The following is a 25,331-nucleotide window of genomic DNA, read 5'->3' as shown; positions in this document are numbered from 1 at the left end:
TAATGCATGCAGCAAGCAATCCCTGGGTGCCGGAGATGACGGTTTGTTAGGAATACGAAAAAGACCTCGCCGTAAAAGCGGAGGCCGGCGCACGACAGTGGAGATCTGGAAAAGCCGGGCCAGATGGTACGGGCTTCCGATGCTGGGTTTATTGATGGGCATCTGGGCAACGCTTCGCTTCAGCCTGCTGGCACCGGATCCTCCGGCGAATCCGGAGAATGTCTGCGAAATCTTCCGGGAGCATCCGGTCTGGTACGACTACGCCAGCGAATCCGAGCAACGCTGGGGCACGCCCATCGCCACCCAGATGGCGTTTGTCTACTACGAATCCTCGTTCCGAAGCCATGCCAGGCCGCCACGCACCCTGCTGTGGGGTTTTATACCCTGGACCAGGCCGACGACAGCCTATGGCTATGCCCAGGCGCTGGACCCAGCCTGGCAGGAATATCTCCTGGCCAACGGCGAGGGCTGGTTTACCGTGCGAACCGACATGGAGTACGCGCTGGATTTCGTGGGCTGGTACAACCGGCTAAGCCACAGACAGCTGGGCATCCCCTTCTCGGCGCCCAGAAAACTGTATCTTGCCTACCATGAGGGCCGCGGCGGATACGCTCGCAGGAGTTTCGAACAGAAGCCGGCCGTCATGGATCTGGCTGCCCGGGTACAGACCCGGGCCTTCCGCTACGACAACCAGCTGAAAACCTGCGAGCAGGAATTCCAGTGCTGGCGCTGGTACCAGTTCTGGCCATTTTGTGGCTGATGCCACCTAGAATGTCGAGGTGATCTCCAACTGGGACTCCAATGCCTGAAGGCGTTCAACCAGGTACTCCATAACGATACGGACACGGGCCATATGCTGAGTGTCCTGGTTCACATGCAGCCAGAGGTCAACACTTTCCCCCTCCAGCGGGTCGGACAGGCGGCGAAGTTCCCGACTGCCCTCACCCAGATAGCAGGGCAAAACCGTCAGGCCTGCGCCGGCTTTCGCCAAAGCATGCATGGATTGCAGGCTGTTGCAGCGAATAAAGGAGGTAACATTCTTCAGGTGCTTCCGATACCAGCGGCCGGTGGCCAGGTGGCTGAAGGTTTCATCGGGTATGATCCAGAGGCAACCTTCCTGGTGGTTCTCAATATCCATATTGCGGTGCCGCCGGCAATAGCGGGCAGATCCATACACAGCGGATTCGATGGCCGCAATCCGCTCACCCTCCAGGGTTGCCTGCGGCTTGTTCTCGGGTCGCAGCGTCAGGTCGGCTTCCCGATGGCTCAGATTGGCCACGTCGTTGTCGGTCAGGGTTTCCAGTTCAATGTCCGGAAACTCTCGAACCAGCTCGGCCAGGATCGGGCTGAGCAACGCGTTCATCATCGCGTCTTCCGCCGCCAGTCTCACTTTACCTACCGGAGCCGAATCTTGCCCGACCAGTTTGCGCTCGAGATTTTCCATCTCGATGGCCAGCCGTTCGGCCTCCCTGAACGCGGTTTCACCCACCGGAGTGAGCTGTAATCCGTCCCGGCTCCGTTCGAAAAATTGCACACCCAGCGACTCTTCCATCTGGTCAAGCCGGCGTAGAACTGTGGTTTGGTGCACACCCAGTAATTCTCCGGCCTTGGCAAAGGTTCCACCTATTGCCAGGGCCCGTACATATCGAAGATAATCCCAGTCCATAGTTACTGCATATTTGCAACGTGAGTACGGATTTTAACGTATTCAAACTGCAAATAAGAACCCTTAGAATTGCTTTAAATTAAAGGTAGATAACTAACTAATCTACCTACCAAAATCAATACACCCGAAAAAAGGAGGAAGGCGCTATGACTCAGAACCATATCGCAACCGTAAACCCGCTGCCGTCCAGTATCCTCCACAACAGTGCTGAGGTCAGGCGCCAGTATACCCGTGCTGCGGCAAAGCAGGCGGTACAGTTTTTCAGTCGCAAAATGCGGAGCTTCAACCGGAAAGCGGCAAACGTTGCTCCGGACATGAGCCAGATGCAGGGCGGCCACTAAAACGGCGGCCGAATCTGGCATGGGCGAGAAGATCACTCAGGCTGAGAACAGAAAGAACATAAGGATTTGAAAACGCCGGTGGCTCCCGAAGTAGCCACCGGCGTTTTGCATTGGGACGCAAAAATATCTGGAAAAATCAGAACTCCCAGACAACTTTTTTCTTCTGACTGAACCAGTCGTCCATCTTTCGGTTGTAAAAGTCTTCTATCACATTCCGCTTGATCTTCATGGTCGGCGTGAGCATGCCGTTCTCCATGGTCCAGGGCTCACCAACCACCACAACGAAAGCCACCTTCTCGTGGGACTCGCACTCCGTGTTTACCGCCTCCAGTTCGGCCGCAAGTTCCTGCTCCAGCTCACCGCGATCGGCTCCGGTTTCCAGCTCACCCCTGGCCTCCTCCGACAGCAGGACCATCAGGCAAGGCTGCGGCTGGTTGGCACCGGCTAAACAGACCACCTCGGCCTTGGGATGATTGAAGCGATTCTCGATGGGCACCGGCACCACGTATTTGCCTTTGGACGTTTTGAACAGATCCTTTACCCGGCCAGTGATCCGAAGGGTACCATCCCGGTCAATTTCCCCCATATCCCCGGTTTTCAGGAAACCGTCATCGGTAAGGTCCTCTTTCGTTTTCTCCTCATTCTTGTAATACCCCAGCATCTGCCCGGGGCTTTTGACCTGAACTTCGCCGCCCTCGCCGATACGGTGTTCGACCCCGGGGTTGGCCATACCCACAGATCCAGCCCTTGCCTGTCCAGGCCGGTTGGCGTGAGAATACCCGAAGTTTTCAGACATCCCATACACTTCCAACAGCTCCAGCCCGAGGTTGCGGTACCAGTTGACGATATCCGCTGAAAGCGGCGCGGCTCCAGTAAGGGCTGCCCGGCAATAGTCCAGTCCCAACTGTTTCAGGACCTTCTTTTTGACCAGACCGCTAATGATAGGAAGATTGAACAACAGCTTCTGTTTCTTCGGCGGCAGTTTGGCGTTCACACCCAGATAGAACTTCATCCAGAGGCGCGGGACCGAGAAAAACAGCGTCGGCCTTGCCCGCTGCAGGTCTTCCTGGAAAGTATCCAGCGAGTTCGCAAAGTAGAGATGGAAACCGTAATACAGGGACTGCGTTTCCACCGCGGCCCGCTCAGCCACATGGGCCAGGGGCAGATAGGAAAGCATCCGCTCTTCAGAGGAGACCGGGAACAACTGCTGCAGGCCGTCAGCCACCGAAATCATGGTCCGGAAACTGTGCATTACGCCTTTGGGACGGCCAGTGCTGCCCGAGGTATAGACAATTGTGGCCAGGTTGTCAGGGTCCGGAAGTTTGGGCGCTGCCGGCTCCAGGTCGGCGATGATGTCCAGCCATTTCGGTGTGTCGTCCCGCGGCGACATGGGCAGGGAAATGAGCGGCAGATCGTCCGGAATGTGGTTCTTGATGTCGTTCCAGCCGTCTGCGGTGCCATCAAGTTTGCCCAGGAACAGAAGCTTTGCCTCACTGTGCTCGAGAACGTAGGCGGCAGTGTCACCGTTGAGCGTGGGATAGAGCGGCACCGAAACATGGCCTGCCGCCCATATCGCCAGATCAGCAAGGATCCAGTGCGCGCTGTTCTTGCCCAGAATACTGATATTACTGGGCGCGGGCAGTTCCAGGCTGTTCAGGTAAGCGGCCACCCTGGATACCTGGTCGGCAGCCTGTTTCCAGGTAATATCTTCGACACGGCCATCCGGGTAAGGCTGAGTAAGGTAAACGTTGTCAGGGGTTTCCTCTGCCCAGTAAAACAGGCAATGGAGTGAGGTCTGCTTCCGGGGGTCTACCGCCATAAACGGCTCCTTTTTGTTATTCTGCTTTATGTTTAAATTTTGCAATTCCTGTTCATACTAGCGTCATTTCAGACCCGCTCAATAGCATTTAGTGCCCCCGCAATTGGCAAATTAATCCTCGTCCGAGAACTATTCCTCAAAATTTTTCGTAACATTTGTCAAGTTTGAGCTACTGTGAAGAGTGTGAACCTACTTTCCGAGCCAATTGGATATGCATATGGCCATGAGCAAAGCAAAACGTTCGTTTTTGATCTTTCCCGCCTGGGGCATCATTCTTCTGGGCTCGGGTGCCTTCCTCTACAGTGCTTATGCAGGAATGCTGGGCTCCTGATCTGACCAACCCTGTTTAGCGCCGGAACCGGGTTTCCAGGACCACGGCAGAGTTGGTCCTCTCAACCCCCTCCAGGTTGCCAATGTCGTCCAGCACGGCGCTCAGTTCCTCCAGGGTCTGTGCCTGAACGATAGCAATCAGGTCGTACTCCCCACTTACCGAAAACAGCTGCGATACCTGGCTGATTCCCTCTAGTGCCGAATTCGTCCGGCTGGTCAGTTTCTGAAAAACCTTGATCGATACGTGGGCCTCGACCTGACTGGCAGAAAATTCCCCACCCAACTGCACCGAGTAGCCCCGGATCACACCGCGGGCCTCCAGGCGTGTAATGCGGTTCTGTACCGTCGACCGTGACACATGCATGGCCTTCGCCAGCTCGGTGATACTGGCTCGGGCATTCTGCCTCAGCAGCATTAAGAGCTTTTGATCCTGAGCACTGATCATTTCGCCTAATATCCTTTTCAATTTGCCTTAATTGTAGATCATTTCGTTCATTATGCAGCTGCAATCTGTCATCCAGGACTTTCATACTGAGCCGAAACAATGCTCGGGACGCTTGCCATGATAATTCGACCGATTACCCCAGGGGATCTTGATGCCCTGGTGCAGATCGCTACTGAATCCGGACCCGGCTTCACCTCACTGATGCCGGACCGTGATGCCCTGAGTCGAAAGATCGATCACTCGGTCGACAGCTTCGCCCGGACCGTGACGAAGCCCGGCGATGAACATTATCTTTTCGTGCTGGAGGACAGTACGACCGGTGACATCATGGGCACCACCGGCATTGAAGCCGCGGCAGGCGTTTCCCGCCCCCTCGTTCATTTCCGCCGCAATGCCGTGATCCACCATGCGGGGGATCGACAGAAACGTCATACTGAGGAAAGCCTGATCCGATGCCAGCATTACACCGGTTGCACCGAGGTCTGCTCGCTGTACCTCCGGCCCGGATTTCGCCGAGCCAATGCCGGCAAGCTGCTCTCCCGGGTTCGCTTTCTGTTCATGGCCCTGCACCCGGAGCGTTTTGGGGACACGGTGATCGCAGAGATGCGCGGTGTTTCCGATCGTTCCGGCCAATCTCCGTTCTGGGACTGGCTCAAGCACCAGGTGGCCGACCTGGACTTCCTGTCAGCAACACAGCTGGCCTGTTGCGGTCAGAGCGGCTTTATTGAAGAGTTCATCCCCGCCAAGCCGTTGTATACGCGGCAGATGACCAGTGAAGCCAGGGAAGTTATCGGCCAGGTGCATGAGGACACGCGCCCGGCACGGCATATGCTGGAACGCGAGGGCTTTCGACATCGGGGGTTCGTGGATCTCCTGGATGGTGGCCCAACTCTGGAATGCCCCAGGCAAGACATAGCCAGCGTCCGCGACACTTTCCTGACCCGCGCTGTGTTTCGGAAGGGAGAAAAGGATCCCGCGAGCAATGCGGGAGAACTCTTTAATTCCGCTATAGTTGCCAATGCCAGCTGTTCGGAATTCAGGGCCTCGGTGACCGATCAGGTCTGGCCGGCCCCCGACACCAATAACCTGGTGGTGCAAGACCAACTGGCGAAGCTACTGAACCTTGACGAAGGAAGCCTGGCCTGCTACATGCCGCTGAGCCAGACCGGCCAACAGTCACAGGAGCACCAACAGCCCCGCCAGAAACCGGCTACTGAGGAGATTCGCTATGCATACTGATCCGGACACCCTGTTTGCGAGGCTCTGGGAATCCTACCGCCAGGTGACCCCCTCGGCCGATCGCATACACAAAATCCTGGGCGCCGAAGAGGGTCAGGCGATCGTCAACGACCATATCGCGCTTCGCACCTTCAACCTGGATCCAGTTCGGCTGGACACTCTGGCAGAGCACTTCCTCAGCTTGGGTTATAAAGAAGGTGGCGAATATCATTTCGAGGCCAAAAAGCTTTATGCCCGACACTATGAGCACCCCTCCCGCGAGCTGCCAAAGGTGTTCATCTCCGAGCTGCTGGTGGAGCAATGCTCACCGGAGTTGCAATCTGTGGTGAAACGTCTTGTTGAACAGGTAAAACCGGAAGCGGTTACGGCTAATGATTTTCTCTATTCCGGACGCCACTGGGAGCTCGACTACGAAACCTACCGCGAGCTGATGAAAGAAAGCGAGTACGCCGCATGGATGGCCGCCTGGGGCTACCGCGCGAACCATTTCACGGTCAGCATCAACCATCTGGAACAGTTCCGCTCGGTACCGGAGATCAATCAGTTGCTGAAAGATCACGGCTATACGGTGAATTCATCCGGCGGCGAGGTGAAGGGCTCTCCAAAAGACTTGCTGGAGCAATCGTCAACCATGGCCGATCGGGTGCCCGTTACCTTTTCCGACCAGACCGTGACCATACCCAGTTGTTTCTACGAATTTGCACTCCGGTATCCGAAGCCGGATGGCCAGCTCTATTCGGGTTTCGTAGCGGCATCGGCCGACAAGATCTTTGAAAGCACTAATGCTGGAGGCTGATTCATCACGTCAGGTCCTGCAGTTACGACCACCCCTGTTCGCCGAGCAGGGGGACAAAGCGGACTGAGCCCAGGTCCTCAGTCCGGAACTCGTCCTCAGCCAGCCGGGTAACGCGTATCAGTGACTGCACCGAATACTCCGAGCCCACCGGAATGACCAGATGCCCACCAATCGCCAGTTGATGCTTTAGCGAATCCGGCACCGCCGGAGCCCCGGCAGCAACGATAATGCCATCGTAGGGTTGATGTTCAGGCCAGCCCATCGTGCCGTCGCCACAGAGTACCTCAACATTATCAAAGCCCTCGGCGGCAAGCACACCGGCTGCGCGATCTGCCAGCTCCCGAATCCGTTCAATGCTGAACACTGCGCCGGCAATACAACCCAGAACAGCAGCTGCATAGCCAGAACCGGTACCTATATCGAGAACCTTTTCCCCGCCCTCCAGATCCAGAGCTTCCGTCATCAATGCCACAATGTACGGCTGAGAGATGGTCTGCCCTGCCCCGATGGGTAAGGGACCGTCATCGTAGGCGCACTCCCGCATACGTTTGGGAACGAAGTGTTCCCGTGCCACCCGGCCCATGGCATCAAGCACCAGCGGCGACTCGATTCCACGAGCACGAAGCTGATAATCCACCATGGAAGCTCTCTGTGATTCAAAGCCATTATCCCGATTCATCGTGTCTCTCCCTTCCCGTGGCCTGGCTGCTTACCAGCCGTTACAAAGCGGTAACTTTTTTACAACGGCACCCCCGGCATTATCTGACTACTTTTTAGTCACCGGCAATGACAGATACAACCATCGAATGCCAAAAACAACAAACGGACAACGGGATGAATCACAGGGAAACCCGTTGCCGAGGAGGAGAAATGTCGACATCCGTAAACCATCTCGATGAGCGCACGCGGGATTCCGCAGACTTGCTCGAAGGGATCATGCCCTCAGCCATAACCCTCGCCATGATGCTTCGCCACCGGAAAATGGCCGCCTGGCTGCGTACCGAATTTGACGGTTACCAGGATGTTGCTGCCGCACCGCCCTACCGCAGGGGCTTGCACGGGCACATCGTTGCCAAATCTCCCCAGTACGGCTGGATTCCTGCGCCGGTAGACGATCAGCAAAAGGAAGAGTTCGGCTACATGGATCTGCTTGAGGGCGTAAAAGCCCTCGAGAAAATCTGTGTTAACTGCAAGAAGGGCAACGGCAACCGGGTATTGCTGGAAAAAGACGAGATGGCAGTGCTGCAAAAGCAGATCAATCTGACGGCCGAACTGGCTATCAACCTGAGCCGCGAGGTTTACTGCCGGCTACTGAGAACCGTCCGGGCCGCCATCTATCTCTGGACCCAGGAGCTCATGGCCGAGGGCATTGCCGGGGAACACAACCACTATAGCCCGGACGAGCGCGCTAAAGTGGCCCACCTGGATGAACCCGAGAAGTTCTGGCGGCGGGCTATGGAAGAAGTCGACAGCCTGCCGATACCGGACGTGCGGGAAGTCGGATTCTTCGAAAGGGTGTTCGGACGCGCGGGCTGAAGCTCGCCGCCCCGCTTACCACAAGACGCTGACAATCCCGACGCTGCTCACCAGCAGCAGAACCGCTCCCAGCAACCGGAAAAATATCGGCGTTTCCGCCTGGAGGATGCGATCATGGGCGTAGAGCCCGATGACATGACCCACCGCTGCGCAGGGCAGCAGCCAGAGGTGGTGGATAAGCTGAAGATCGACGCCAGCCCAGACAAAAGCGGCCATCTTGATCAGCACCAGAATGAACCATAGGGCGAACAACGTATCCCGCAGTTTTTCTTTTGGCAGGTGCTGGGCTGCCACAGCAATGATAAGGGGCGCACCGATCAGGGAGGTACCACTGATGTACCCGCCCACCATCAGGAATATCGCGTCGACCGTTTTGCTGCCACTACGAAACGGCCGGTTGATGATGTAGGAAATCGAATAAAGCGCCACGATAACGAAAATAATGGCACTCAGGATGTCGCTGGGCATGGTGATCAACCCGAATACACCAATCAGCTTGGGCACAATCATGATGGCGAGGATCCGCCACAGGTATTGCCAGTCGACAGTGCCCGAGCCCGCCTCACGTTGCTCGCCTGCCCCGATGCGATTGTTCATCCAGATTGTCAGGGATGAAAACACCAAAAGGTGGACCGCAATGATCGGCAGAAAGACTAGCGGTTGATCAAGAACCAGCAACAGAAATGGCAGGGACAGAACGGCACCACCGAATCCCAGCCCGGAGCGGACAAAACCACTCCAGACGAAAATCATGGCAATCAGCAGATATTGGTAAATCACGAGATCAGACATGGATTCCCGGTTGTCGTCAAAAGAGCCGTCGTTTATCCGGAACTGGTCTAAGCTCAACTAGTTGCGAAGAAAAACCACATTGTTCGGAGGATGTTAATGGCCCTGTCATGGAAACAGAAGTTCCTGCTGTTGATTGTTGCCACGCTGATTGGTCTGGCGATTGCCACTCTGGCTTCCCTGAGCGGGCTCGGCAAGGTATCCGACGCTTATGAGGCCCGAAGCGAAGCAAGAGCCTATGAATCCGCGTCCCTGACCCTGCTGAACGACTGGCTGGCACTCGAGAGAACGAGTGAGAATCTGGAACCGAACCAGGTTGAGAACTATCAGGAGAGACTGGCGTCGCTCGCGGCCCAGTCGTCGGCGCTCAGTGAATCCGCCGGAACCCTGCCGGGTGACGCGGTAAAGACCACTGCACAACAAATCCAGGAGCAGGTTGCGGAGTATACCCGACTTCGCACCGAATGGCTGGCCCTGAATCAACAGCTGGGCCTCACTCCGTCCAGCGGTCTGAGAGCAACAATGTCCGAAGCCATAAACGACAGGCTTCGGCAAATCAGCATTTCCATCTTTAACGACGACATCAACACCATCGCCTCCACCTACCGCGACTACCTGTCTACCTTCGATGCGACCTACGCCGAGTCAACCCGTGAGGCCCTGGCGCGGATGCAGGCCACCGTCACAGAGATGGACTGGCAGGAAATTGAAATCGGCCAGGCCGTCCAGGCGTTCGCCACAGCCTTTTCCGATGCCGAATCCCTGATCGCCGACCTGTCTGCCATCGAGCACCAGCTGTCTGCCACCGGCACCGGTATTCGCGATCTGATTGCCGAACAGAACACCCTCCTCCGCCAGGACATTATTGTGGCAACCAGCCAGCAGGCCGAAGAGGCCCGCGCCGCCTCGACCTGGCTGATCATTGCAACCGCCGCTGCGGTGGTCATCATCCTGGTCCTGACACTGACGACCGCCTCCAGAACCCTGGTGAAACGACTCAATGAGACGGTAAACCTGCTCACCCGGGTTGCCGGCGGTGACCTCAGTCAGCGCCTCGAGCCGGGCAGGAATCCGAATGATGAATTCAATCGCCTGGGCGAGGCGGCCAACAAGATGCTGGACGATGTCTCGGACGTTATCGGGCAGGTTGTCGAGGGCAATCGGACGCTTTCATCGCTTCAGGTTGAACTGGACGCGCTGGTTGAACAGATGGGCAGAAACGGCGAGCAGGTTGAAGACGAGACCGAGCAAACCGCCACTGCGGTTCAGGAAATCTCCCACACGGCGGTGGATATTGCCCAATACACCCAGTCGGTCAATGACGCCGTTCAGAACGCAAACGGCGCCGCCCATTCCGGTGCCGAGGTGGTCAGGCGAAGCGCCAAAACCATGACCGAACTGGCCGAGAGAATTCAGAAAACGCACGATCAGGTCAGCCAGTTGAGCAAAACCGGCGAGAAGGTCAACTCCATCGTTGGCGTAATCAACGGCCTGGCTGAACAGACCAACCTGCTGGCATTGAATGCTGCCATTGAGGCGGCAAGAGCCGGTGAGGCCGGACGCGGTTTCTCGGTTGTTGCCGACGAAGTTCGTTCCCTTGCAGAAAAAACCGTTTCTGCAACCAATGGGATCGCTGAGATCGTGGAATCCCTTAACCGTGAGACCCAGGCCATTTCCAGACTGATGAAAGAAGGCCTGGCTTCCGCCGGTGAGGGAGAGGAAAGTTCGAAAGAGGCAGCGCACTCGATAGAACAGATCACCGGCTCCATACAACAACTGGCTGGCGACATGAATCAGGTGGTGTCCTCGGTTGAAGGGATATCAACCACCACCGAGGAAATCGCCCAGAAGGTGGAACAGATCCACGGACACACCCGGGAAACCTCGGATATCCGCCAGAAGCTCAACGCCCATATCGTGCGACTGTCGTCCCAGGTAACCACCCTGACCCAGGCCTCACAGGGCTTCCGTCTGTAACAGCACCGCTGGGACAGGTTGCACGACAGGGGCTCAGGCGTTAGTATGCTCGATACTGTACATTTAAACAGTATCGAGCATTCCCATGAAAACTCGCGCCACCGCCCTGAATCCCCAAAACCGGTTCCAGCCCATTGTCACGGACCGTGAGACAGACCATGACTGGTATCACGATCCGGAAGACGACCTGAATCCCGATACCCTGGCTACCGAAGTCGTCCTTGAGACCGCGAAATCCATAATCAGTCGCAATACCTCACCGGACGTGCCGTTTGACCAGTCGATCAACCCATACCGTGGCTGTGAGCATGCCTGCATTTACTGTTTTGCCCGACCTACCCATGCCTATTGGGATATGTCCCCGGGGCTGGATTTCGAAACCCGGTTGATAGCGAAACCCAACGCTGCCGCCCGTCTGAGAGAAGAGCTCGACAAGTCCGGCTACCGGGTTTCGCCCATTGCCCTCGGCGTCAATACGGATGCCTACCAGCCCCTTGAGCGGGACCAGAAAATTACCCGACAGGTGCTGGAAGTTCTGGCAGAGTATCGCCACCCGGTGTCCATCATTACCAAGGGCGCTCTCATTCTCAGGGACCTTGATCTGCTCGCCTATATGGCTTCTGAGGGGCTCTGCTCAGTACGCATCAGCCTCACCAGCCTGAGCAACGATCTGAAACGACGCATGGAGCCGAGGACAGCCGCTCCTGCCACTCGCCTCAAGATGATCAGGCAGCTCGCCGAAGCCGGCATTCCGACAGGTATTATTCTCGGGCCGGTAATCCCCTTCATCAACGATCACGAAATCGAGTCGATTCTGGAAGCCGCTGCAGAGGCAGGCGCCACCCGAGCCAGCTGGATTATGCTTCGGTTACCCCATGAACTGGACGAGCTGTTCCAGGACTGGCTGCACCGGCATTTTCCGCAAAGGGCCGAGCATGTAATGAACCGGATGCGGGACCTCCGGGGCGGCAAGAGTTATGACGCCACCTTCGGTCGCAGAATGACGGGCACGGGCCCATACTCGGACCTGATTCGCCAGCGTTTCACCAAAAAAGCACGGCGTTTGGGGCTCAACCTCCATGAAGAGGAACCGTTGCGTAACGATCTTTTCCGGCGGCCAGGTGGGGAACAAATGCCGCTGTGGTAGCATCATAATATTGGTTACCCCTACGGCCTTAATTGATGCCTCTCAGGGATGAGGTGGAGAACACCCATGCATGGAATCAGACGTTTTTCCTTCGCCACAACACTTTTTGCCCTGTTTACCGCCCTCTGGCAGCCCGCTTGCCTGGCAGCAGATGAAGCCATTGTCGCCAGGATCGAGGCCATGGAGGCCGGTTTCCCCGTGCAGGTGCTCGGAAGCAGGTTAATGGCCCACAAGGCACTGTCGGCCTTTTATGGGGCCAACGGCTACCAGACGGTATGGCAGTCAGCTGAACTTCGTCGGCAGCTGATTGATTCGGTTGAACAAGCCAGCCGTGAAGGTCTGAACCCGGCGGACTATCACGCGGATATTCTCTCCGGGCTGGCACTCAGACCGATGAGCGATTTTTCTGAAGACCTGAGGGCCGATCTGGACCTGCTTTTCTCTGACGCTTTTCTGATGCTCAGCTCACACATGCTGGTCGGCAAGGTCAACCCACAGACGGTTCACGCCGAATGGACCGCCAACAGACGCCAGCGCCAGATGGAATCCGTTCTGAGGGATGCATTGGAGCGCTCGGATGTTACCGGCATGCTGGATTCGTTGCGGCCGGCCGATCCTGCTTACCGAAAGTTGATGATTGCAAGGCAGGACCTGACCAGATTGCTGGGCCAGCCCTGGTTACCTCTGGCCTCGCGCCCGACCATTCGCCCTGGCGACAGGGATGAGCGGCTGAATGAAATCCGCCGCAGACTCTCTCTATTGCAAGAGCCTGCACAGGAAGCGACAACAGCCACAGACCCGCTTTACTACGACACGGAACTTGAATCTGCGGTCATACGTTTTCAGGCCCGACATGGCCTTGAACCCGATGGCCTTGTCGGGCGGGACACTCTGACGGCCCTGAACCTGATGCCGGTGGAACAACTGCGCCAGATTGACGCCACGCTCGAACGTTGGCGGTGGCTGCCGGAATCCCTCGGCGACACCTATGTGTTGGTCAATATCGCCGGATTTGAACTGAAGATGGTGGAAAATGGCGAGGAAGTACTGCGCAAACGAGTGATCGTGGGCCAGCCCTTCCGTCAAACCCCGGTGTTCAGCGATCGCATTCGGTATCTGGTGTTCAATCCCACCTGGACCGTCCCACGCACATTGATGATTCAGGACCAGTTGCCCCAGATTCTCCGCGATCCGGACTATCTCTCCCGACTCAATATCAGCGTTTACCGTGGCTGGGGCGCTGACCGGCAAAAGCTGGATCCGCTGGACGTTGACTGGTCATCACTGAACCGGAACAACTTCCCGTACCAACTGGTGCAGGAACCTGGCCCCCGGAATGCCCTGGGGCAGATCAAGTTCATGTTTCCGAACCAGTACGATGTTTACCTGCACGATACGCCGGGTCGCGGCCAGTTCACCAGGGCGGAGCGATCATTCAGCTCTGGCTGTATCCGGGTTGAGCAACCTTTTGATCTAGCAGAGCGGCTTCTGGCATCGGCGCCCGACTGGTCCCGGGAGAAGATTGACCGGCTGGTTTCCAGGGCAGAACCCCAGACTGTTGTGCTACCGGAACCTGTGCCAGTGCATATCCAGTACTGGACCTCCTGGGTCGATAACGACGGACGACTGCAGTTCCGCAATGATTTATACAACCGCGATGCCCGCCTGATCGACCAGCTCCGGGGAACCGCCGACGGGGATACGCGCTACAATACTCCGGTCGCCGGCTCGAGCCCGGTAAAGGAGAAGCTCTGAAACAGAATACGCGCATCAGTTGAGGGGATATCATGAAACAGACCCTGTTCTTGTTTTTCGGGATACTGTTACTCCAGGGATGCCAGTCGCTGCCCCCCGCCCAGGACGGGATTGACGCAGACACTGTCTTCGTCAGCGCCAGTCACTGTCTCAACGAATACCTGGATGATCTCGAGAAGGTGCATTACGGCCCCTGTCTCAAGGTCACCGCTATCAACGGCGAAGAGCCGGATGTAAGAGAGGACGGATTTGTTGAGCTACCGGCAGCGACAGCGCTGACCATCAGAGTCAGCTGCGTTTATCGCCACGCCGATGGCTCGCCTATCCCGGCAACCATGGAAAATGCGGACTTTGCCGTGGACACAAGCACGTTCGCAGAAGCCGGCCAACGCTGGTATCTCCACGCCCACAAACAGGCCCGTGGCGTTGTCGGCTGCGAGCCGACCCTGTCGCGCTCGGTCTATCCCACCTACGACACGGACTGATTCTCCATGACCAACAAAATCGGTATTCACTACTGCACCGGTTGCCGCTGGCTTCTGCGCTCGGCCTGGATGGCCCAGGAGCTGCTGACAACGTTTGAAGGCGAGATCAGTGAACTGAGCCTGCATCCGGGTACTGGCGGCATTTTCGAGGTATGGGTCAATGGCGAGCGGATCTGGTCCCGCAAAGAAAACGGCGGCTTCCCGGAAATCACCAGACTCAAGCAGCTGGTCCGGGATCAGGTTGCGCCGGAACGTTTGCTTGGCCATTCCGACACGAAAACCGGCGCTTCAGAATAATCATTCAAAAATACTGACAGGCTGTGTCGATATTCTCCGCTTTTAGAGAAGGCTCTGCACCCCGATAGTGCCCCCGTTCAATTCAACAACATGAGAGGGTATCTATGAGCGACGTGATGCAGTCGATAAAATTCAACACCATCGAGGTACCTAATCGATTCGCCCTGGCACCGATGACGCGCACCAGCGCCGAGCCGGACGGCACCCCGAATACCCTGATGGCAGATCATTACGAAGGCTACGCCAAAGGCGGCTTTGGTCTGGTGATTACCGAAGGGACCTACACCGATGACAAGGCAAGTCAGGGCTATGGCAATCAGCCCGGCATCATTAACCAGGATCAGATCGATGGCTGGAAGACCATTGTCGATCGGGTGCACGCCGCAGGCAGCAAAATCTTCGTGCAGTTGATGCACGCCGGTGCCCAGTTCCAGGCCAACCGTTTCACCCAACAGCCCCAGGGCCCCAGTGAAGTCACGCCCAAGGGCGCCCCACTCGGTTTCTACGGTGACCAGACTGAGTGGCAAATCCCGAGTGCAATGACCAAGGCCGACATTCAGGCGGCTGTTGATGGTTTCGCAAAATCTGCCGCCAATGCGAAAGCCGCGGGTTTTGACGGCATTGAGATTCACGGTGCCAACGGCTATCTGTTAAATCAGTTCCTGAGTACCTACTTTAACCTCCGCGACGATGAATATGGCGGAGCACTGGAAAACCGGCTGCGCCTGATGGTGGAAGTGGTTCGCGCGGTACGCGAAGCCGTTGGCGAGGACTTTACGGTAGGGATTCGCTTGTCCCAGGGCACAGTAACCGATCCGGACTACCAACTGCCCGAAGGCGAAGCCGGATTCCGCCAGATCGTGGAGGCGGTGCGCGATGCCGGTGCCGATTTCGTTCATACAACCGACGGTGACGTTAACCGGAAGCACTTCGTGACGGGTGACGAGAGTCTGTCAGGCGCGGCGGCCAGCGTTGAAGGCATCAGACTGATCCTCAATGGCAACATTGATGAAACCAACTGCCAGGACGTGGCCAACCAGTTCCCGAACACCCTGCTTGCGGTCGGCAAGAAAGCACTTGCAAACCCCGACTTCGTGCAGCGTCTCAAGGACGGCAAGGAGATAGCAGACATCGATTTCGCGATGCTGCAGCCGAAGGCCACAATCCCCAACGAGCTGGCCTGGCGCAAGCAAAACGCCGCCTGATGTTCTTTCCCTCCCGAGGAATGCGCCGGAGGAACCCAATCTGGGTTCTCCGGCGTAGCTACTTCAAGCTGCTATGCTGACGTCACAAGCCAACGGGAGACTGAATGACCTCTGATATCAGTATTGTCTGGCTGGGAACGATCGCCAGTCTGCTCGCTGGTCTGGCCAGCGGTGTGGGCGCCATGGGGGTGTTCCTTGTCCGCACCCTCACCCATAAGCTGCAGGACGGAATGCTGGCCTCTGCCGCTGGCGTGATGCTGGCTGCGTCATTCTTCTCACTGTTGCTGCCTGGCCTCGAGTACGGCGAACAGATTACCGGCGAAACCTGGACCGCCGCGCTCATTGTCATCTTTGGCCTGCTCTCCGGTGCCGCCGCGCTCTACTTTGTACACCAGAAACTCCCGCACCAGCACTTCGAACTGGGCCGTGAGGGATCCGACGCGTCCTATATTCGCGGCATCTGGCTTTTCATCGTTGCCATCACGCTTCATAACTTTCCCGAAGGCATGGCGGTCGGCGTCGGTTTTGCAGGCGGTGACGTGAACAACGGGTATGTCCTGGCCACTGGCATCGGCCTTCAGAACATTCCTGAGGGACTGGCCGTGGCGTTTTCACTGCTTGCCATCGACTATTCCCGGATCAAAGCCTTCGGCATTGCCCTGATGACTGGCCTCGCCGAGCCTTTGGGCGGGCTGTTCGGTGCCACCCTCGTGTGGCTGGCCGAGCCCCTGATGCCCTGGACACTCGGTTTCGCAGCGGGCGCCATGCTGTTTATCATCAGCAACGAAATCATCCCGGAGACTCACCACCGGCAATGGAAAATCATGTCCACCTTCTGCCTGATGGGCGGGTTCGCCGTGATGATGTTCCTGGATGCTACGCTGGGCTAGCCCAGACACCCGCCAGGGCTTCCAGCGCTTCTGCAATCAGTGGCTCGTCCTGGCGGTCGCGGTGCCATATGAAACTGAGCGCGCAAGGCAACTGGACCCCATCGACAATTTCCAAGCCGGTTTCCTGGCGCTCAGCCATCGCCAGTGCATCCCGCGCGAGGCTCAGACCCACACCGGCCCGAACCAGGTCCAGCATGCAGGCCTCCTGATCGACCTGGGCCACGCCACGGGGCATTAACCCCATGGGGTCCAGAGTGCCTTTGAGCAACCGGTGATGAACGGAGTCCTCGGGGGTTACAATCCACGGCATGGCCGCCAGGTCCGACCACTGCGCAGATCGAAGCCTTGGCCCCCAACCGGCCGGGGCAACCACATAGTAATGAAACCGTGTCAGCTCCCGGTGAAACACGTCGGGCGCCAGTGAGCCTGGTCCAACGCCGGGCGGAGCCAGAAAAAAGCCAACGTCGAGCCGACCATCCCGTACCTGCTCCAATACGCTGCCGCTCATGCCCTGCCGTAGCTCAGTTTCCATTTGAGGCGCCCGTTCAACCAGCCGGTGCAGAAAGGCCCCGAGACGGATGAATTCCGGATCCACAATGGTGCCGATTCGCAAACGGCCCCGCAGAGTGCTGTGCATTGCCCGGGCACTCTGCTCAAATGCCGCCACGGCTGCCAGTGCTTTCTCGGCCGAAGGCAAAAGGGCCTGACCATCCGGTGTCAGAACCAGTCCCTGGGGTTTGCGCAGAAACAATTTAAGGTCCAGTTCGTTCTGCAACTGTTTGAGTTTCAGGCTGACCGCCGGCTGGGTCAGATGGAGGCGAGTCGCAGCACGGGACACACTGCCCTCCCTCGCTACGGTGACGAACGCCCGAAGGCTCTGAAGAGGGTGCATAAGCGTCTCGTTTCAGGTTTTTAATATAAGCATAACTTATATCGTGATTTTGAAAATCTCAATTGCTTTGCCTCCTGTCCGCCCCTAATCTGTATGGTCAGTTATTACACAATGCTCCTTCAGGCCCCAAGGCAGAGTGCACCGCTGCCATTTTGAACGGCCAAATGCGAAAAGACCGAGGCTTCCATGACCAACGCAACCATTCAGCATTATATCAATGGCGAAATATCTCCCGGCAAATCCAGCCAGTCTCAGGAGGTATTCAATCCGGCCACCGGTCAGGTCACCGGCCGGGTGGCCCTGGCCGGCCGCGAGGATGTGGACGCCGCGGTTGCTGCCGCCGATGCTGCGTTCCCCGCATGGGCCGATACACCGCCCATTCGCCGGGCCAGGGTCATGTTCAAATTTCTGGAGCTGTTGAACACCCACAAGGATGGCCTGGCCCGCGCCATCACCGCCGAGCATGGCAAGGTGTTCACTGACGCACAAGGCGAAGTGGCCCGGGGCATCGACATCGTCGAGTTCGCCTGCGGCATTCCCCAGCTTCTGAAAGGCGATTACACCGAGCAGGTCAGCACCGGCATCGACAACTGGACCACCCGCCAGCCTCTGGGTGTGGTCGCCGGCGTTACCCCGTTCAACTTTCCGGCCATGGTGCCCATGTGGATGTTTCCGGTGGCGATCGCAGCGGGCAACACCTTTGTCCTGAAACCCAGCCCTCTGGACCCGAGTGCCTCCCTGATGATTGCTGACCTGCTGAAACAGGCCGGCCTGCCCGATGGCGTATTCAATGTGATGCAGGGCGACAAGGAAGCGGTGAACGCCCTGATCGAGCATCCAGATGTCCAGGCCCTGAGTTTTGTCGGCTCCACGCCGATTGCCAACCTGCTTTACGAGAAAGGAGCCAGGCACGGCAAGCGCATTCAGGCCCTTGGCGGCGCCAAGAACCACATGGTGGTGATGCCGGATGCCGATCTGGACAAGGCGGTCGATGCCCTGATCGGTGCCGCCTACGGCAGTGCCGGCGAGCGCTGCATGGCCATCAGTGTGGCGGTGCTTGTCGGGGATGTTGCGGACAAGATCGTGCCAAGACTGGCCGACCGGGCCCGAAGCCTGAAAGTGAAGAACGGCGAACAACTGGATGCCGAGATGGGCCCGATTGTCACCGCTGCCGCACACCAGCGCATTACCGGCTACATTGACAAGGGTGTGGCCGAAGGTGCCGAGCTGGTCGTCGATGGCAGGGAGTTCGATGCATCGAACACCGGCGACGGCTGTGCCGATGGTTTCTGGATGGGCGGCTCACTGTTCGATCATGTCACGCCCGACATGACGATCTATAAAGAGGAGATCTTCGGCCCGGTTCTGGCCTGCGTCCGGGTACCGGATGTCGCCACCGCAATCCGCCTGATCAACGATCACGAATTCGGCAACGGTGTCAGCTGCTTCACCGAGAGCGGCAGCGTGGCCCGGGAATTTGGTCGGCGAATTCAGGTCGGCATGGTCGGGATTAACGTACCCATTCCCGTACCCATGGCCTGGCACGGCTTTGGTGGCTGGAAGCGCTCGATGTTTGGCGACACCCACGCCTACGGCGAAGAGGGCGTAAAATTCTACACGCGCCAGAAATCCATCATGCAGCGCTGGTCCGATTCCATTGATGCCGGTGCGGAATTTGTGATGCCGACCGCCAAGTAACAACAGAACCAGCAGCGGAGAAAACGCCATGTCCGACAACAACAATGCGACGGGACATCACGAGTTCGACTACATCATCATCGGCGCCGGCACTGCCGGCTGCCTGCTCGCCAACCGCCTGAGCGCAAATCCGGACAACCGGGTCCTGCTCATTGAGGCTGGTGGACGGGATAACTACCACTGGATTCACATTCCGGTCGGCTATCTCTACTGCATCGACAATCCGAGAACCGATTGGCGTTTCCGTACCGAGCCGGACCCGGGCCTGAACGGCCGATCCCTTATTTACCCCCGCGGCAAGACACTGGGGGGCTGCTCCAGCATCAACGGAATGCTCTACATTCGTGGCCAGGCTCGCGATTACCAGCAGTGGGCCGAGATTACCGGCGAGGACGCCTGGAACTGGGATAACTGCCTCCCCGATTTCATGTGCCACGAGGATCACTACCGCCTTGATGATGGCGGCGATGCCGATCCGGAGCACCACAAGTACCACGGCCACGGCGGAGAATGGCGTGTGGAGCACCAGCGCCTGAAATGGAAAGTGCTGGAGGACTTCGCCACCGCCTGCGTCGAGGCGGGCATACCCCGGACCCGGGATTTCAACCGCGGTGATAACGAGGGCGTGGACTACTTCGAGGTAAACCAGCGCTCCGGCTGGCGCTGGAACACCTCCAAAGCCTTTCTTCGGGGAGCGGAAAAACGCCCCAACCTGACGCTCTGGCACTCCACACATGTGCTGGGCCTGGAAACCGAAACCTCTGATACCGGCCCCCGCTGCACGGGTGTACGCGTGGAACGGTCCGGTGAAGGCAAAGTCACGGTGAGGGCGCAGCGGGAAGTCATCCTGTCCGCCGGCGCCATTGGCTCCCCGCAACTGCTGCAGCTCTCCGGAATCGGTCCCGGCGACCTTCTGAAAGAACATGGAATTGATGTGGTTGCCGACCTGCCGGGCGTTGGTGAGAACCTCCAGGATCACCTGCAGATCCGCTCCGTGTACAAGGTGAAAGGGGTTACCACCCTGAACACCATGGTCAATTCGCTGATCGGCAAGGCCCGAATTGGCCTGGAGTACCTGCTCACCCGCTCTGGCCCCATGAGCATGGCGCCGTCCCAGCTCTGCCTGTTTACCCGCAGCTCTGAGGAATACAAACATGCCAACATCGAATACCACGTTCAGCCGCTGAGCCTGGACGCGTTCGGCCAACCTCTGCACAACTTCCCGGCCATCACCGCCAGCGTCTGCAACCTGAACCCCACCAGTCGGGGCACCGTGCGCATTCGCAGTAACAATCCCAAGCAAGCACCGGCCATCTCGCCCAATTACCTGAGTACGCCGGAAGACCGGAAAGTAGCCGCGGATTCTTTGCGGGTGACCCGGCGTATTGCCGAACAGCCCGCCTTCATGCAATACCAGCCAGAAGAGTTCAAACCCGGCCTCGAGTACCAGACCGACGACGAACTCACCAAGCTTGCCGGGGATATTGGTACCACGATCTTTCATCCCGTGGGCACCACCAGGATGGGACGGGCAGATGATGAACAGGCCGTAGTCGATCCGCACCTGAGGGTTCGGGGCGTGGCCGGGCTGCGCGTGGTGGATGCGGGCGTTATGCCCACCATCACCAGCGGCAACACCAACTCTCCAACCCTGATGATTGCCGAAAAGGCTGCACGGTGGATTCTCGCTGGTGATTGAGCATTGAACTGATTGCAGTTTCCAGGTTTTTACCGGCGGACAGGCTGCTAAAATCGGCAGCCTGTTTCATCTGCAAAGGACCAACTCAACATGACGCTTGCCACCTGGTTGGCCGTTGTCACCATCTGCGTTCTGGGCGCCATGTCACCGGGCCCATCATTGGCGCTGGTGCTCAAACAGACACTCACCGGCGGTCGACGCAACGGCGTGATTACCGCCCTTTGCCATGGCCTCGGTGTCGGCATCTACGCCTTCCTGAGCATCCTCGGGCTGGCAGCCATCATCACCGCCTCGCCAACGGCGTTTTCAATCCTCCAGTGGGGCGGCGCCCTGTACCTGGCCTGGCTGGGCGTGAAAGGACTGATGGCAAAACGGCAGCCGGATGACGAACTGCCCGAGCCGCCCACCACCAAAAGTGCGGCCCGTGACGGTTTTCTGATTGCCTTCTTCAACCCGAAAATCGCGGTATTCTTCCTGGCCCTGTTCAGCCAGGTGGTGGGCACCGACACCAGCCTGATGGCCAAGTTTGGCTATGCCGCAACCGCTCTTGTCATTGATACCAGCTGGTACCTGATCGTTGCCTGGCTGTTCTCCAACCCGAAATGGCTGACCCTGCTCAGACAGAAAGCCGTGTGGTTCGAGCGTATTTTTGGCGCCATTCTCGTGGGCCTGGCCGGCCGTATGGTCGTCGGCATTCTGAACGGCAAATAACCGGCTCAGTCCGCCAGCTGGACAATCTCATCGTATTCGCGAGTCTGGATCACCTGCTCGGCGGCGGGTTCTGACGCCAGACTGCAGGCCTCATTAACCATGGCACTGGCGACCGTTTGCGCCTCGATACCGCGGTATTTGTCCAGGGGACCGATCAGCAGGCGGTTAACCAGCGGCATCGCTTTTATGCCCAAGGCTTCGGCGGTGCGCTGCTCTTTCCGGTCGCCCAGCAAAAGACTAGGGTGATAGATGGACAGGTACGGGTAATCGAGATCTCCCAGGGCATCTTCAAGCTCGCCCTTTACCCGGTTATAGAAAATGGTCGACGTGGAGGAGGCACCAATCGCTGACATCAGGATAAACGCCCGCACTCCGTGGGAACGGCCCAATTCCCCTGCTTTCAGGGGATACCCAAGATCCACTTTTCGAAACTGATTCTGTGAGCCGGCCTTTTTGATGGTGGTACCCAGACAGCAGATAATCACGTCGACATCGAACAGCGCCGCATGGTCTTCCAGCTTGTCGAAATCAACCTCATGCTGGTCCAGCTTGTCGTGCAAAGTTGGCAGCTTGTGCCGTACCAGTGCCACCACCTGCGAAACCTCATCCCTGCCCAGCAAACTCTGCAGCACTTTGCCACCAGTCAAACCGGTAGCGCCCAGCAACATCACCCTCATAACCGTCTTTCCCCGAGATTCATCTACATTCATCCTACCAAAGACTAACAACAAGCGCTGATAGGATGGCGCAAATCTACCGGAACAGCGATACTGTTTGTAGAATCAATGCCTTACTCAAAGAGTATAGGAGTCCTGCTTGAGAACGTTGGCCTTAACCTTCGTGACTGTCACCTTCCTGACCGGCTGCCAGGAATCCCCCACCGGTCGGGACCGGCTGGCCCTGGTTCCCGACGCCGCTCTGGCAGAACATGGCCGAAGCTTCGAGCGCACAACCGATGGAATTTCTTTCCACCCACCCGAACCATGATACCCGTATAACTTCCCTGCAAAATCAGCTGGCTGCCGCCCGCTCGGTTTTCGAGACCGTACCCCCAGCCAACTGTCAGATCTGATCCAGTCGCACTCACCGTACAATTGACTATCATCAAGTCTAGCGCCACGTTATAACTGAGGCAGATTCCATGGTGGAAAGCTTGCCACATCCGGATGGTTTCCGGCTGGTCCTGACACCCAACCGCTCCCTCAGCTGGCATGGCAATGTCAGGATCTGGGCAGCTCTCTTTGTCCTCTCAGCCCTCATAGCGACAGGCTTCACGCTGATGGGCGCCTGGGTGATCATTCCGTTTGCCGGGCTGGAACTTATCGCCCTTGCCTGCGGTATCTACCTTACCTCCCGCGAGTGCCAACGACAGGAGGTTCTTTCCATCGACACCGACGACATTCGCCTGGAGAAAGGCAGAAAACGAAAACAGGCGGAATGGACCCTCCCGACCCGTTATGCACGGCTCCGGGTTCATTCACCTCCGCATCCGTTCACACCGGCCAAACTCTCTCTCACCCATCGGGATACAGAGGTATCGGTTGGCGGTTTCCTGAATATCGAGGATACCGAGAAGCTCATTGGCATGCTTGAGAAAAACGGACTGCTTATTGAACGCAAAGAGCCCGATCCGAAGATCGGGCTCTGGTTTTGACGCCTTCCTCACTTACCCGATCGTTTATTCGTAGCTGGCTGCGATTCTGTCGATCTCTCCGGCCTCACGGGCTTCGTCCAGAGCCTGCTGGAGCTCATCAATCACTCCCGTATCGGTGTTGTTGCTAAACGCCAGATACATGGGCGTTTCCCGGAATACCAGTACCGGTTGCAGCCCGGTAATTCCATGTTCTTCCTCAGCCATCAGGGGGCCTACCAGACCATCGGTCACCCAAAGATCCGCCTGGCCCAGGGTAAGGCGGCGGGTATTCACATCACCGGAAATCCCCATGGTCACATTAAAGCCCTGATCGACCAGATAATCGGACATTACATCGCCCTTGTAGCCGGCGATTCTCAGGTCTTTGGCATCTTCCAGTGAATTCAGGGTGATGTCGGAGTCCGGCGCAGCGAACAGGGTCCACTTGATGGATGCCAGAGGGCCAACCCACTGGAACTGATCTTCCCGCTCATCGGTGCGGGCGGTACAGAAAAGGCCATGGTTTTCCCGATCCTGAACCCAGTTATAGGCGTAACTCCAGTCCCGCATCTTCATCACATAGTCATAGTCGACCCGGGAGAGCATCGCCTTGACCATATCCGCACAGATCCCGGTTATGTCGTCTTCGTTATGGGCGAACCCTTTTCCGGTTTCAGACGCATTATAGGGAGGGTAGTTCTCCGTAAAGATATACAAACGCTCGGCGGCAACAGCCTGCTGGCCGATGGCCGACAGCGTCAATGCGATGAAGCCGGTTTTAATGCCTTTGATTAACTTCGAGGAGACCGATGCAGTTTCTGTGGGCATTCTCTAGTCCTTTTCGACGATTCAGCTGGAACGGAAGTCAGACGGACGCAATCGATGGCCACAAACCAGGGACATGGTTGCAAAAGCGACACAATGGCGTTTAATGTCAGCCATGGTGGTTGATTATGCCAGCAAAGCCCATGATTGCGCTTCCTGCTGGAAAAGTCAGTGACAAAACGTATCTGAAAATCCGCTACTGTTTCAGACAGCGCCGGGTATACCTTGTCCGCGGTCACCGGTAGCAGCGGTACTGACGACCTTCGGACCGATAACACGCAGGTTGCTATGCTTACAGATTACGCTGAGAGGGGTGCGGGAGACCACATCACCATCGGCCGTAACCGTTTTCGGTTTTTCGGTCTGTACCAGACAGCTTTGGCTCTTCATATGGACCAGAGTGCTGGTGCGCCGTGGGGCCTGCCTGTTCAGGCGAACCATCAGAAACGTAAACAGAAGCTGAAGAATCGGGCGCGGCCGCACCGCAACAATATTGAGCTGGCCATCGCTGGCTGATGCCTCGGGAATCTCGTTGCCGCCACCGAAAAAAGCCCCACTGGCGACAGCAATTGAAAGCCAGCGGCCCTTGAGGATACCCCGGTCACATCGAATGGTTGCTCGGAAACCTCGCTTTGCGTTCAACCAACGCAGCAACTTCACAACGTAGCTAAAACGCCCCAGAATTTTCTTCTCAGTACCCCGGGACTCCCGTGCAGGTAAGGTCCCTATACCGACATGGGCGACATTCAGAAAAATGCCATCACCATAATCTGCCACATCAACCGTTTGCGTAATGCCCCTGGCAATCATCTCGCACAGGGCTTGCGGCTGGTGAGGAAGCCCGAGATTCCGGGAAAAGTCGTTGGCCGTTCCGGAGGGCAGAATGGCCAGCGTGGCGCCTTTGTCTCGGCAGATGGCAGCGGCCCGGTTTACCGAGCCATCGCCGCCTGCGACGATAACCGTGTCGCGAACGTCCAGATTCTCGGTCCACTCGGCCTCTTCAAAATCACGGCACCGGGGATCGTGGATGCCAGCGGACGCAAGATGGTTCAGCCAGAATTCCCGACCCCGCTCACCATCACCAGCCATGGAATTGCAAATCAACCAATAGGCCATTGCGCTTGTCTCCGCCCCCCTGCTCCAGCACAATTCTTTC

At 57.4% G+C, this 25,331-nt stretch carries 26 protein-coding genes; 17 read left to right on the top strand and 9 right to left on the bottom strand.

Annotated elements, in window-relative coordinates:
• The first annotated feature begins 139 nt into the window (after positions 1-139).
• Complete coding sequence (locus tag CFT65_RS07600) at positions 140-760, top strand: lysozyme-like domain containing protein (RefSeq protein ID WP_416376651.1); 621 nt, start codon at positions 140-142, stop codon at positions 758-760.
• Positions 761-766: 6 nt separating this feature from the next.
• On the opposite strand, the gene CFT65_RS07595 is transcribed toward CFT65_RS07600, so the two are convergent.
• The gene (locus tag CFT65_RS07595; protein WP_088827460.1) at positions 767-1,666 is read right to left on the bottom strand and encodes a LysR family transcriptional regulator; all 900 of its coding nucleotides are present in this window, start codon (positions 1,664-1,666) and stop codon (positions 767-769) included.
• 146 nt (positions 1,667-1,812) lie between these two features.
• Between CFT65_RS07595 and CFT65_RS07590 the strand changes: the two genes are divergently transcribed.
• Positions 1,813-2,007 carry a hypothetical protein gene (locus tag CFT65_RS07590; RefSeq protein WP_039882018.1) on the top strand — a complete coding sequence of 65 codons (195 nt, stop codon included), beginning with the start codon at positions 1,813-1,815 and terminating at the stop codon, positions 2,005-2,007.
• A gap of 136 nt (positions 2,008-2,143) precedes the next feature.
• Here CFT65_RS07590 and CFT65_RS07585 read toward each other — a convergent pair whose 3' ends face one another.
• The gene (locus tag CFT65_RS07585; protein ID WP_088827458.1) at positions 2,144-3,826 is read right to left on the bottom strand and encodes an AMP-binding protein; all 1,683 of its coding nucleotides are present in this window, start codon (positions 3,824-3,826) and stop codon (positions 2,144-2,146) included.
• Between the two features lie 346 nt (positions 3,827-4,172).
• Positions 4,173-4,601, bottom strand: coding sequence for an Lrp/AsnC family transcriptional regulator (locus tag CFT65_RS07580; protein WP_088827456.1), 429 nt, complete (start codon positions 4,599-4,601; stop codon positions 4,173-4,175).
• A 117-nt stretch (positions 4,602-4,718) separates the two neighbouring features.
• Between CFT65_RS07580 and CFT65_RS07575 the strand changes: the two genes are divergently transcribed.
• A complete protein-coding gene (locus CFT65_RS07575; protein ID WP_088828180.1) occupies positions 4,719-5,840 on the top strand; it encodes an arginine N-succinyltransferase in 1,122 nt (373 codons plus the stop codon).
• Positions 5,830-6,636, top strand: coding sequence for a DUF1338 domain-containing protein (locus CFT65_RS07570; protein ID WP_088827454.1), 807 nt, complete (start codon positions 5,830-5,832; stop codon positions 6,634-6,636). Before CFT65_RS07575 ends, CFT65_RS07570 begins: the two co-directional genes overlap by 11 nt.
• Positions 6,637-6,658: 22 nt before the next feature.
• Here CFT65_RS07570 and CFT65_RS07565 read toward each other — a convergent pair whose 3' ends face one another.
• Positions 6,659-7,315 (bottom strand): protein-L-isoaspartate(D-aspartate) O-methyltransferase, encoded by a 657-nt coding sequence (locus CFT65_RS07565; protein ID WP_088827453.1) that lies wholly within the window; start codon positions 7,313-7,315, stop codon positions 6,659-6,661.
• Positions 7,316-7,506: 191 nt separating this feature from the next.
• On the opposite strand from CFT65_RS07565, the gene CFT65_RS07560 reads away from it, so the two are divergent.
• Positions 7,507-8,172 (top strand): hypothetical protein, encoded by a 666-nt coding sequence (locus tag CFT65_RS07560; protein WP_088827451.1) that lies wholly within the window; start codon positions 7,507-7,509, stop codon positions 8,170-8,172.
• A gap of 15 nt (positions 8,173-8,187) precedes the next feature.
• On the opposite strand, the gene CFT65_RS07555 is transcribed toward CFT65_RS07560, so the two are convergent.
• Entirely contained in the window at positions 8,188-8,964 is a 777-nt protein-coding gene (locus CFT65_RS07555; RefSeq protein ID WP_088827449.1) for a TSUP family transporter, read from the bottom strand.
• 96 nt (positions 8,965-9,060) lie between these two features.
• Here CFT65_RS07555 and CFT65_RS07550 point away from each other — a divergent pair, with 96 nt between their 5' ends.
• The 7 genes from CFT65_RS07550 (at position 9,061) to CFT65_RS07520 (ending at position 16,717) form a co-directional block, all read left to right on the top strand.
• Positions 9,061-10,938, top strand: coding sequence for a methyl-accepting chemotaxis protein (locus CFT65_RS07550; RefSeq protein ID WP_088827447.1), 1,878 nt, complete (start codon positions 9,061-9,063; stop codon positions 10,936-10,938).
• 85 nt (positions 10,939-11,023) lie between these two features.
• Positions 11,024-12,085 carry a PA0069 family radical SAM protein gene (locus CFT65_RS07545; protein WP_088827446.1) on the top strand — a complete coding sequence of 354 codons (1,062 nt, stop codon included), beginning with the start codon at positions 11,024-11,026 and terminating at the stop codon, positions 12,083-12,085.
• 66 nt (positions 12,086-12,151) lie between these two features.
• Complete coding sequence (locus tag CFT65_RS07540) at positions 12,152-13,840, top strand: L,D-transpeptidase family protein (protein WP_088827444.1); 1,689 nt, start codon at positions 12,152-12,154, stop codon at positions 13,838-13,840.
• Positions 13,841-13,872: 32 nt separating this feature from the next.
• Entirely contained in the window at positions 13,873-14,325 is a 453-nt protein-coding gene (locus CFT65_RS07535) for a hypothetical protein (protein ID WP_088827442.1), read from the top strand.
• A 6-nt stretch (positions 14,326-14,331) separates the two neighbouring features.
• Complete coding sequence (locus CFT65_RS07530; protein WP_088827440.1) at positions 14,332-14,622, top strand: SelT/SelW/SelH family protein; 291 nt, start codon at positions 14,332-14,334, stop codon at positions 14,620-14,622.
• A gap of 104 nt (positions 14,623-14,726) precedes the next feature.
• The gene (locus tag CFT65_RS07525) at positions 14,727-15,827 is read left to right on the top strand and encodes an NADH:flavin oxidoreductase (RefSeq protein ID WP_088827438.1); all 1,101 of its coding nucleotides are present in this window, start codon (positions 14,727-14,729) and stop codon (positions 15,825-15,827) included.
• A 104-nt stretch (positions 15,828-15,931) separates the two neighbouring features.
• Positions 15,932-16,717 carry a ZIP family metal transporter gene (locus tag CFT65_RS07520; RefSeq protein WP_088827437.1) on the top strand — a complete coding sequence of 262 codons (786 nt, stop codon included), beginning with the start codon at positions 15,932-15,934 and terminating at the stop codon, positions 16,715-16,717.
• Here CFT65_RS07520 and CFT65_RS07515 read toward each other — a convergent pair.
• Entirely contained in the window at positions 16,704-17,609 is a 906-nt protein-coding gene (locus CFT65_RS07515; RefSeq protein WP_088827435.1) for a LysR family transcriptional regulator, read from the bottom strand. The genes CFT65_RS07520 and CFT65_RS07515 overlap by 14 nt on opposite strands.
• A gap of 186 nt (positions 17,610-17,795) precedes the next feature.
• Between CFT65_RS07515 and CFT65_RS07510 the strand changes: the two genes are divergently transcribed.
• The 3 genes from CFT65_RS07510 (at position 17,796) to CFT65_RS07500 (ending at position 21,717) form a co-directional block, all read left to right on the top strand.
• Positions 17,796-19,307: a CoA-acylating methylmalonate-semialdehyde dehydrogenase gene (locus CFT65_RS07510; protein WP_088827433.1), complete on the top strand. Its 1,512-nt coding sequence runs from the start codon at positions 17,796-17,798 to the stop codon at positions 19,305-19,307.
• Positions 19,308-19,335: 28 nt separating this feature from the next.
• Entirely contained in the window at positions 19,336-21,006 is a 1,671-nt protein-coding gene (locus tag CFT65_RS07505) for a GMC family oxidoreductase (RefSeq protein ID WP_088827431.1), read from the top strand.
• A 90-nt stretch (positions 21,007-21,096) separates the two neighbouring features.
• Complete coding sequence (locus CFT65_RS07500) at positions 21,097-21,717, top strand: LysE family translocator (protein ID WP_088827429.1); 621 nt, start codon at positions 21,097-21,099, stop codon at positions 21,715-21,717.
• Between the two features lie 5 nt (positions 21,718-21,722).
• Here CFT65_RS07500 and CFT65_RS07495 read toward each other — a convergent pair whose 3' ends face one another.
• On the bottom strand, positions 21,723-22,394 hold the full coding sequence (locus CFT65_RS07495; RefSeq protein WP_088827427.1) for an NAD(P)H-binding protein: 672 nt from the start codon (positions 22,392-22,394) through the stop codon (positions 21,723-21,725).
• A gap of 139 nt (positions 22,395-22,533) precedes the next feature.
• On the opposite strand from CFT65_RS07495, the gene CFT65_RS19015 reads away from it, so the two are divergent.
• Positions 22,534-22,704: a hypothetical protein gene (locus CFT65_RS19015; protein WP_172408434.1), complete on the top strand. Its 171-nt coding sequence runs from the start codon at positions 22,534-22,536 to the stop codon at positions 22,702-22,704.
• A 154-nt stretch (positions 22,705-22,858) separates the two neighbouring features.
• Entirely contained in the window at positions 22,859-23,371 is a 513-nt protein-coding gene (locus tag CFT65_RS07485; RefSeq protein ID WP_088827425.1) for a DUF2244 domain-containing protein, read from the top strand.
• A 24-nt stretch (positions 23,372-23,395) separates the two neighbouring features.
• On the opposite strand, the gene CFT65_RS07480 is transcribed toward CFT65_RS07485, so the two are convergent.
• Positions 23,396-24,178: a substrate-binding periplasmic protein gene (locus tag CFT65_RS07480; protein WP_088827423.1), complete on the bottom strand. Its 783-nt coding sequence runs from the start codon at positions 24,176-24,178 to the stop codon at positions 23,396-23,398.
• Positions 24,179-24,379: 201 nt separating this feature from the next.
• A complete protein-coding gene (locus CFT65_RS07475; protein ID WP_088827421.1) occupies positions 24,380-25,291 on the bottom strand; it encodes a diacylglycerol/lipid kinase family protein in 912 nt (303 codons plus the stop codon).
• Positions 25,292-25,331 lie beyond the last annotated feature (40 nt).

The sequence above is a fragment of the Marinobacter sp. es.048 genome (assembly GCF_900188435.1).
In the GTDB taxonomy this organism is placed as follows: domain Bacteria; phylum Pseudomonadota; class Gammaproteobacteria; order Pseudomonadales; family Oleiphilaceae; genus Marinobacter.
The sequence above is the reverse complement of the archived record's forward strand: the minus strand, read 5'-3'. Positions and strand labels throughout refer to the sequence as shown.

Bases quoted from the DNA above. Each gene is read 5' to 3' on its own strand.
- CFT65_RS07600 (WP_416376651.1), top strand. From the start codon at position 140: ATGCTGGGTTTATTGATGGGCATCTGGGCAACGCTTCGCTTCAGCCTG.
- CFT65_RS07595 (WP_088827460.1), bottom strand. From the start codon at position 1,666: ATGGACTGGGATTATCTTCGATATGTACGGGCCCTGGCAATAGGTGGA.
- CFT65_RS07590 (WP_039882018.1), top strand. From the start codon at position 1,813: ATGACTCAGAACCATATCGCAACCGTAAACCCGCTGCCGTCCAGTATC.
- CFT65_RS07585 (WP_088827458.1), bottom strand. From the start codon at position 3,826: ATGGCGGTAGACCCCCGGAAGCAGACCTCACTCCATTGCCTGTTTTAC.
- CFT65_RS07580 (WP_088827456.1), bottom strand. From the start codon at position 4,601: ATGATCAGTGCTCAGGATCAAAAGCTCTTAATGCTGCTGAGGCAGAAT.
- CFT65_RS07575 (WP_088828180.1), top strand. From the start codon at position 4,719: ATGATAATTCGACCGATTACCCCAGGGGATCTTGATGCCCTGGTGCAG.
- CFT65_RS07570 (WP_088827454.1), top strand. From the start codon at position 5,830: ATGCATACTGATCCGGACACCCTGTTTGCGAGGCTCTGGGAATCCTAC.
- CFT65_RS07565 (WP_088827453.1), bottom strand. From the start codon at position 7,315: ATGAATCGGGATAATGGCTTTGAATCACAGAGAGCTTCCATGGTGGAT.
- CFT65_RS07560 (WP_088827451.1), top strand. From the start codon at position 7,507: ATGTCGACATCCGTAAACCATCTCGATGAGCGCACGCGGGATTCCGCA.
- CFT65_RS07555 (WP_088827449.1), bottom strand. From the start codon at position 8,964: ATGTCTGATCTCGTGATTTACCAATATCTGCTGATTGCCATGATTTTC.
- CFT65_RS07550 (WP_088827447.1), top strand. From the start codon at position 9,061: ATGGCCCTGTCATGGAAACAGAAGTTCCTGCTGTTGATTGTTGCCACG.
- CFT65_RS07545 (WP_088827446.1), top strand. From the start codon at position 11,024: ATGAAAACTCGCGCCACCGCCCTGAATCCCCAAAACCGGTTCCAGCCC.
- CFT65_RS07540 (WP_088827444.1), top strand. From the start codon at position 12,152: ATGCATGGAATCAGACGTTTTTCCTTCGCCACAACACTTTTTGCCCTG.
- CFT65_RS07535 (WP_088827442.1), top strand. From the start codon at position 13,873: ATGAAACAGACCCTGTTCTTGTTTTTCGGGATACTGTTACTCCAGGGA.
- CFT65_RS07530 (WP_088827440.1), top strand. From the start codon at position 14,332: ATGACCAACAAAATCGGTATTCACTACTGCACCGGTTGCCGCTGGCTT.
- CFT65_RS07525 (WP_088827438.1), top strand. From the start codon at position 14,727: ATGAGCGACGTGATGCAGTCGATAAAATTCAACACCATCGAGGTACCT.
- CFT65_RS07520 (WP_088827437.1), top strand. From the start codon at position 15,932: ATGACCTCTGATATCAGTATTGTCTGGCTGGGAACGATCGCCAGTCTG.
- CFT65_RS07515 (WP_088827435.1), bottom strand. From the start codon at position 17,609: ATGCACCCTCTTCAGAGCCTTCGGGCGTTCGTCACCGTAGCGAGGGAG.
- CFT65_RS07510 (WP_088827433.1), top strand. From the start codon at position 17,796: ATGACCAACGCAACCATTCAGCATTATATCAATGGCGAAATATCTCCC.
- CFT65_RS07505 (WP_088827431.1), top strand. From the start codon at position 19,336: ATGTCCGACAACAACAATGCGACGGGACATCACGAGTTCGACTACATC.
- CFT65_RS07500 (WP_088827429.1), top strand. From the start codon at position 21,097: ATGACGCTTGCCACCTGGTTGGCCGTTGTCACCATCTGCGTTCTGGGC.
- CFT65_RS07495 (WP_088827427.1), bottom strand. From the start codon at position 22,394: ATGAGGGTGATGTTGCTGGGCGCTACCGGTTTGACTGGTGGCAAAGTG.
- CFT65_RS07485 (WP_088827425.1), top strand. From the start codon at position 22,859: ATGGTGGAAAGCTTGCCACATCCGGATGGTTTCCGGCTGGTCCTGACA.
- CFT65_RS07480 (WP_088827423.1), bottom strand. From the start codon at position 24,178: ATGCCCACAGAAACTGCATCGGTCTCCTCGAAGTTAATCAAAGGCATT.
- CFT65_RS07475 (WP_088827421.1), bottom strand. From the start codon at position 25,291: ATGGCCTATTGGTTGATTTGCAATTCCATGGCTGGTGATGGTGAGCGG.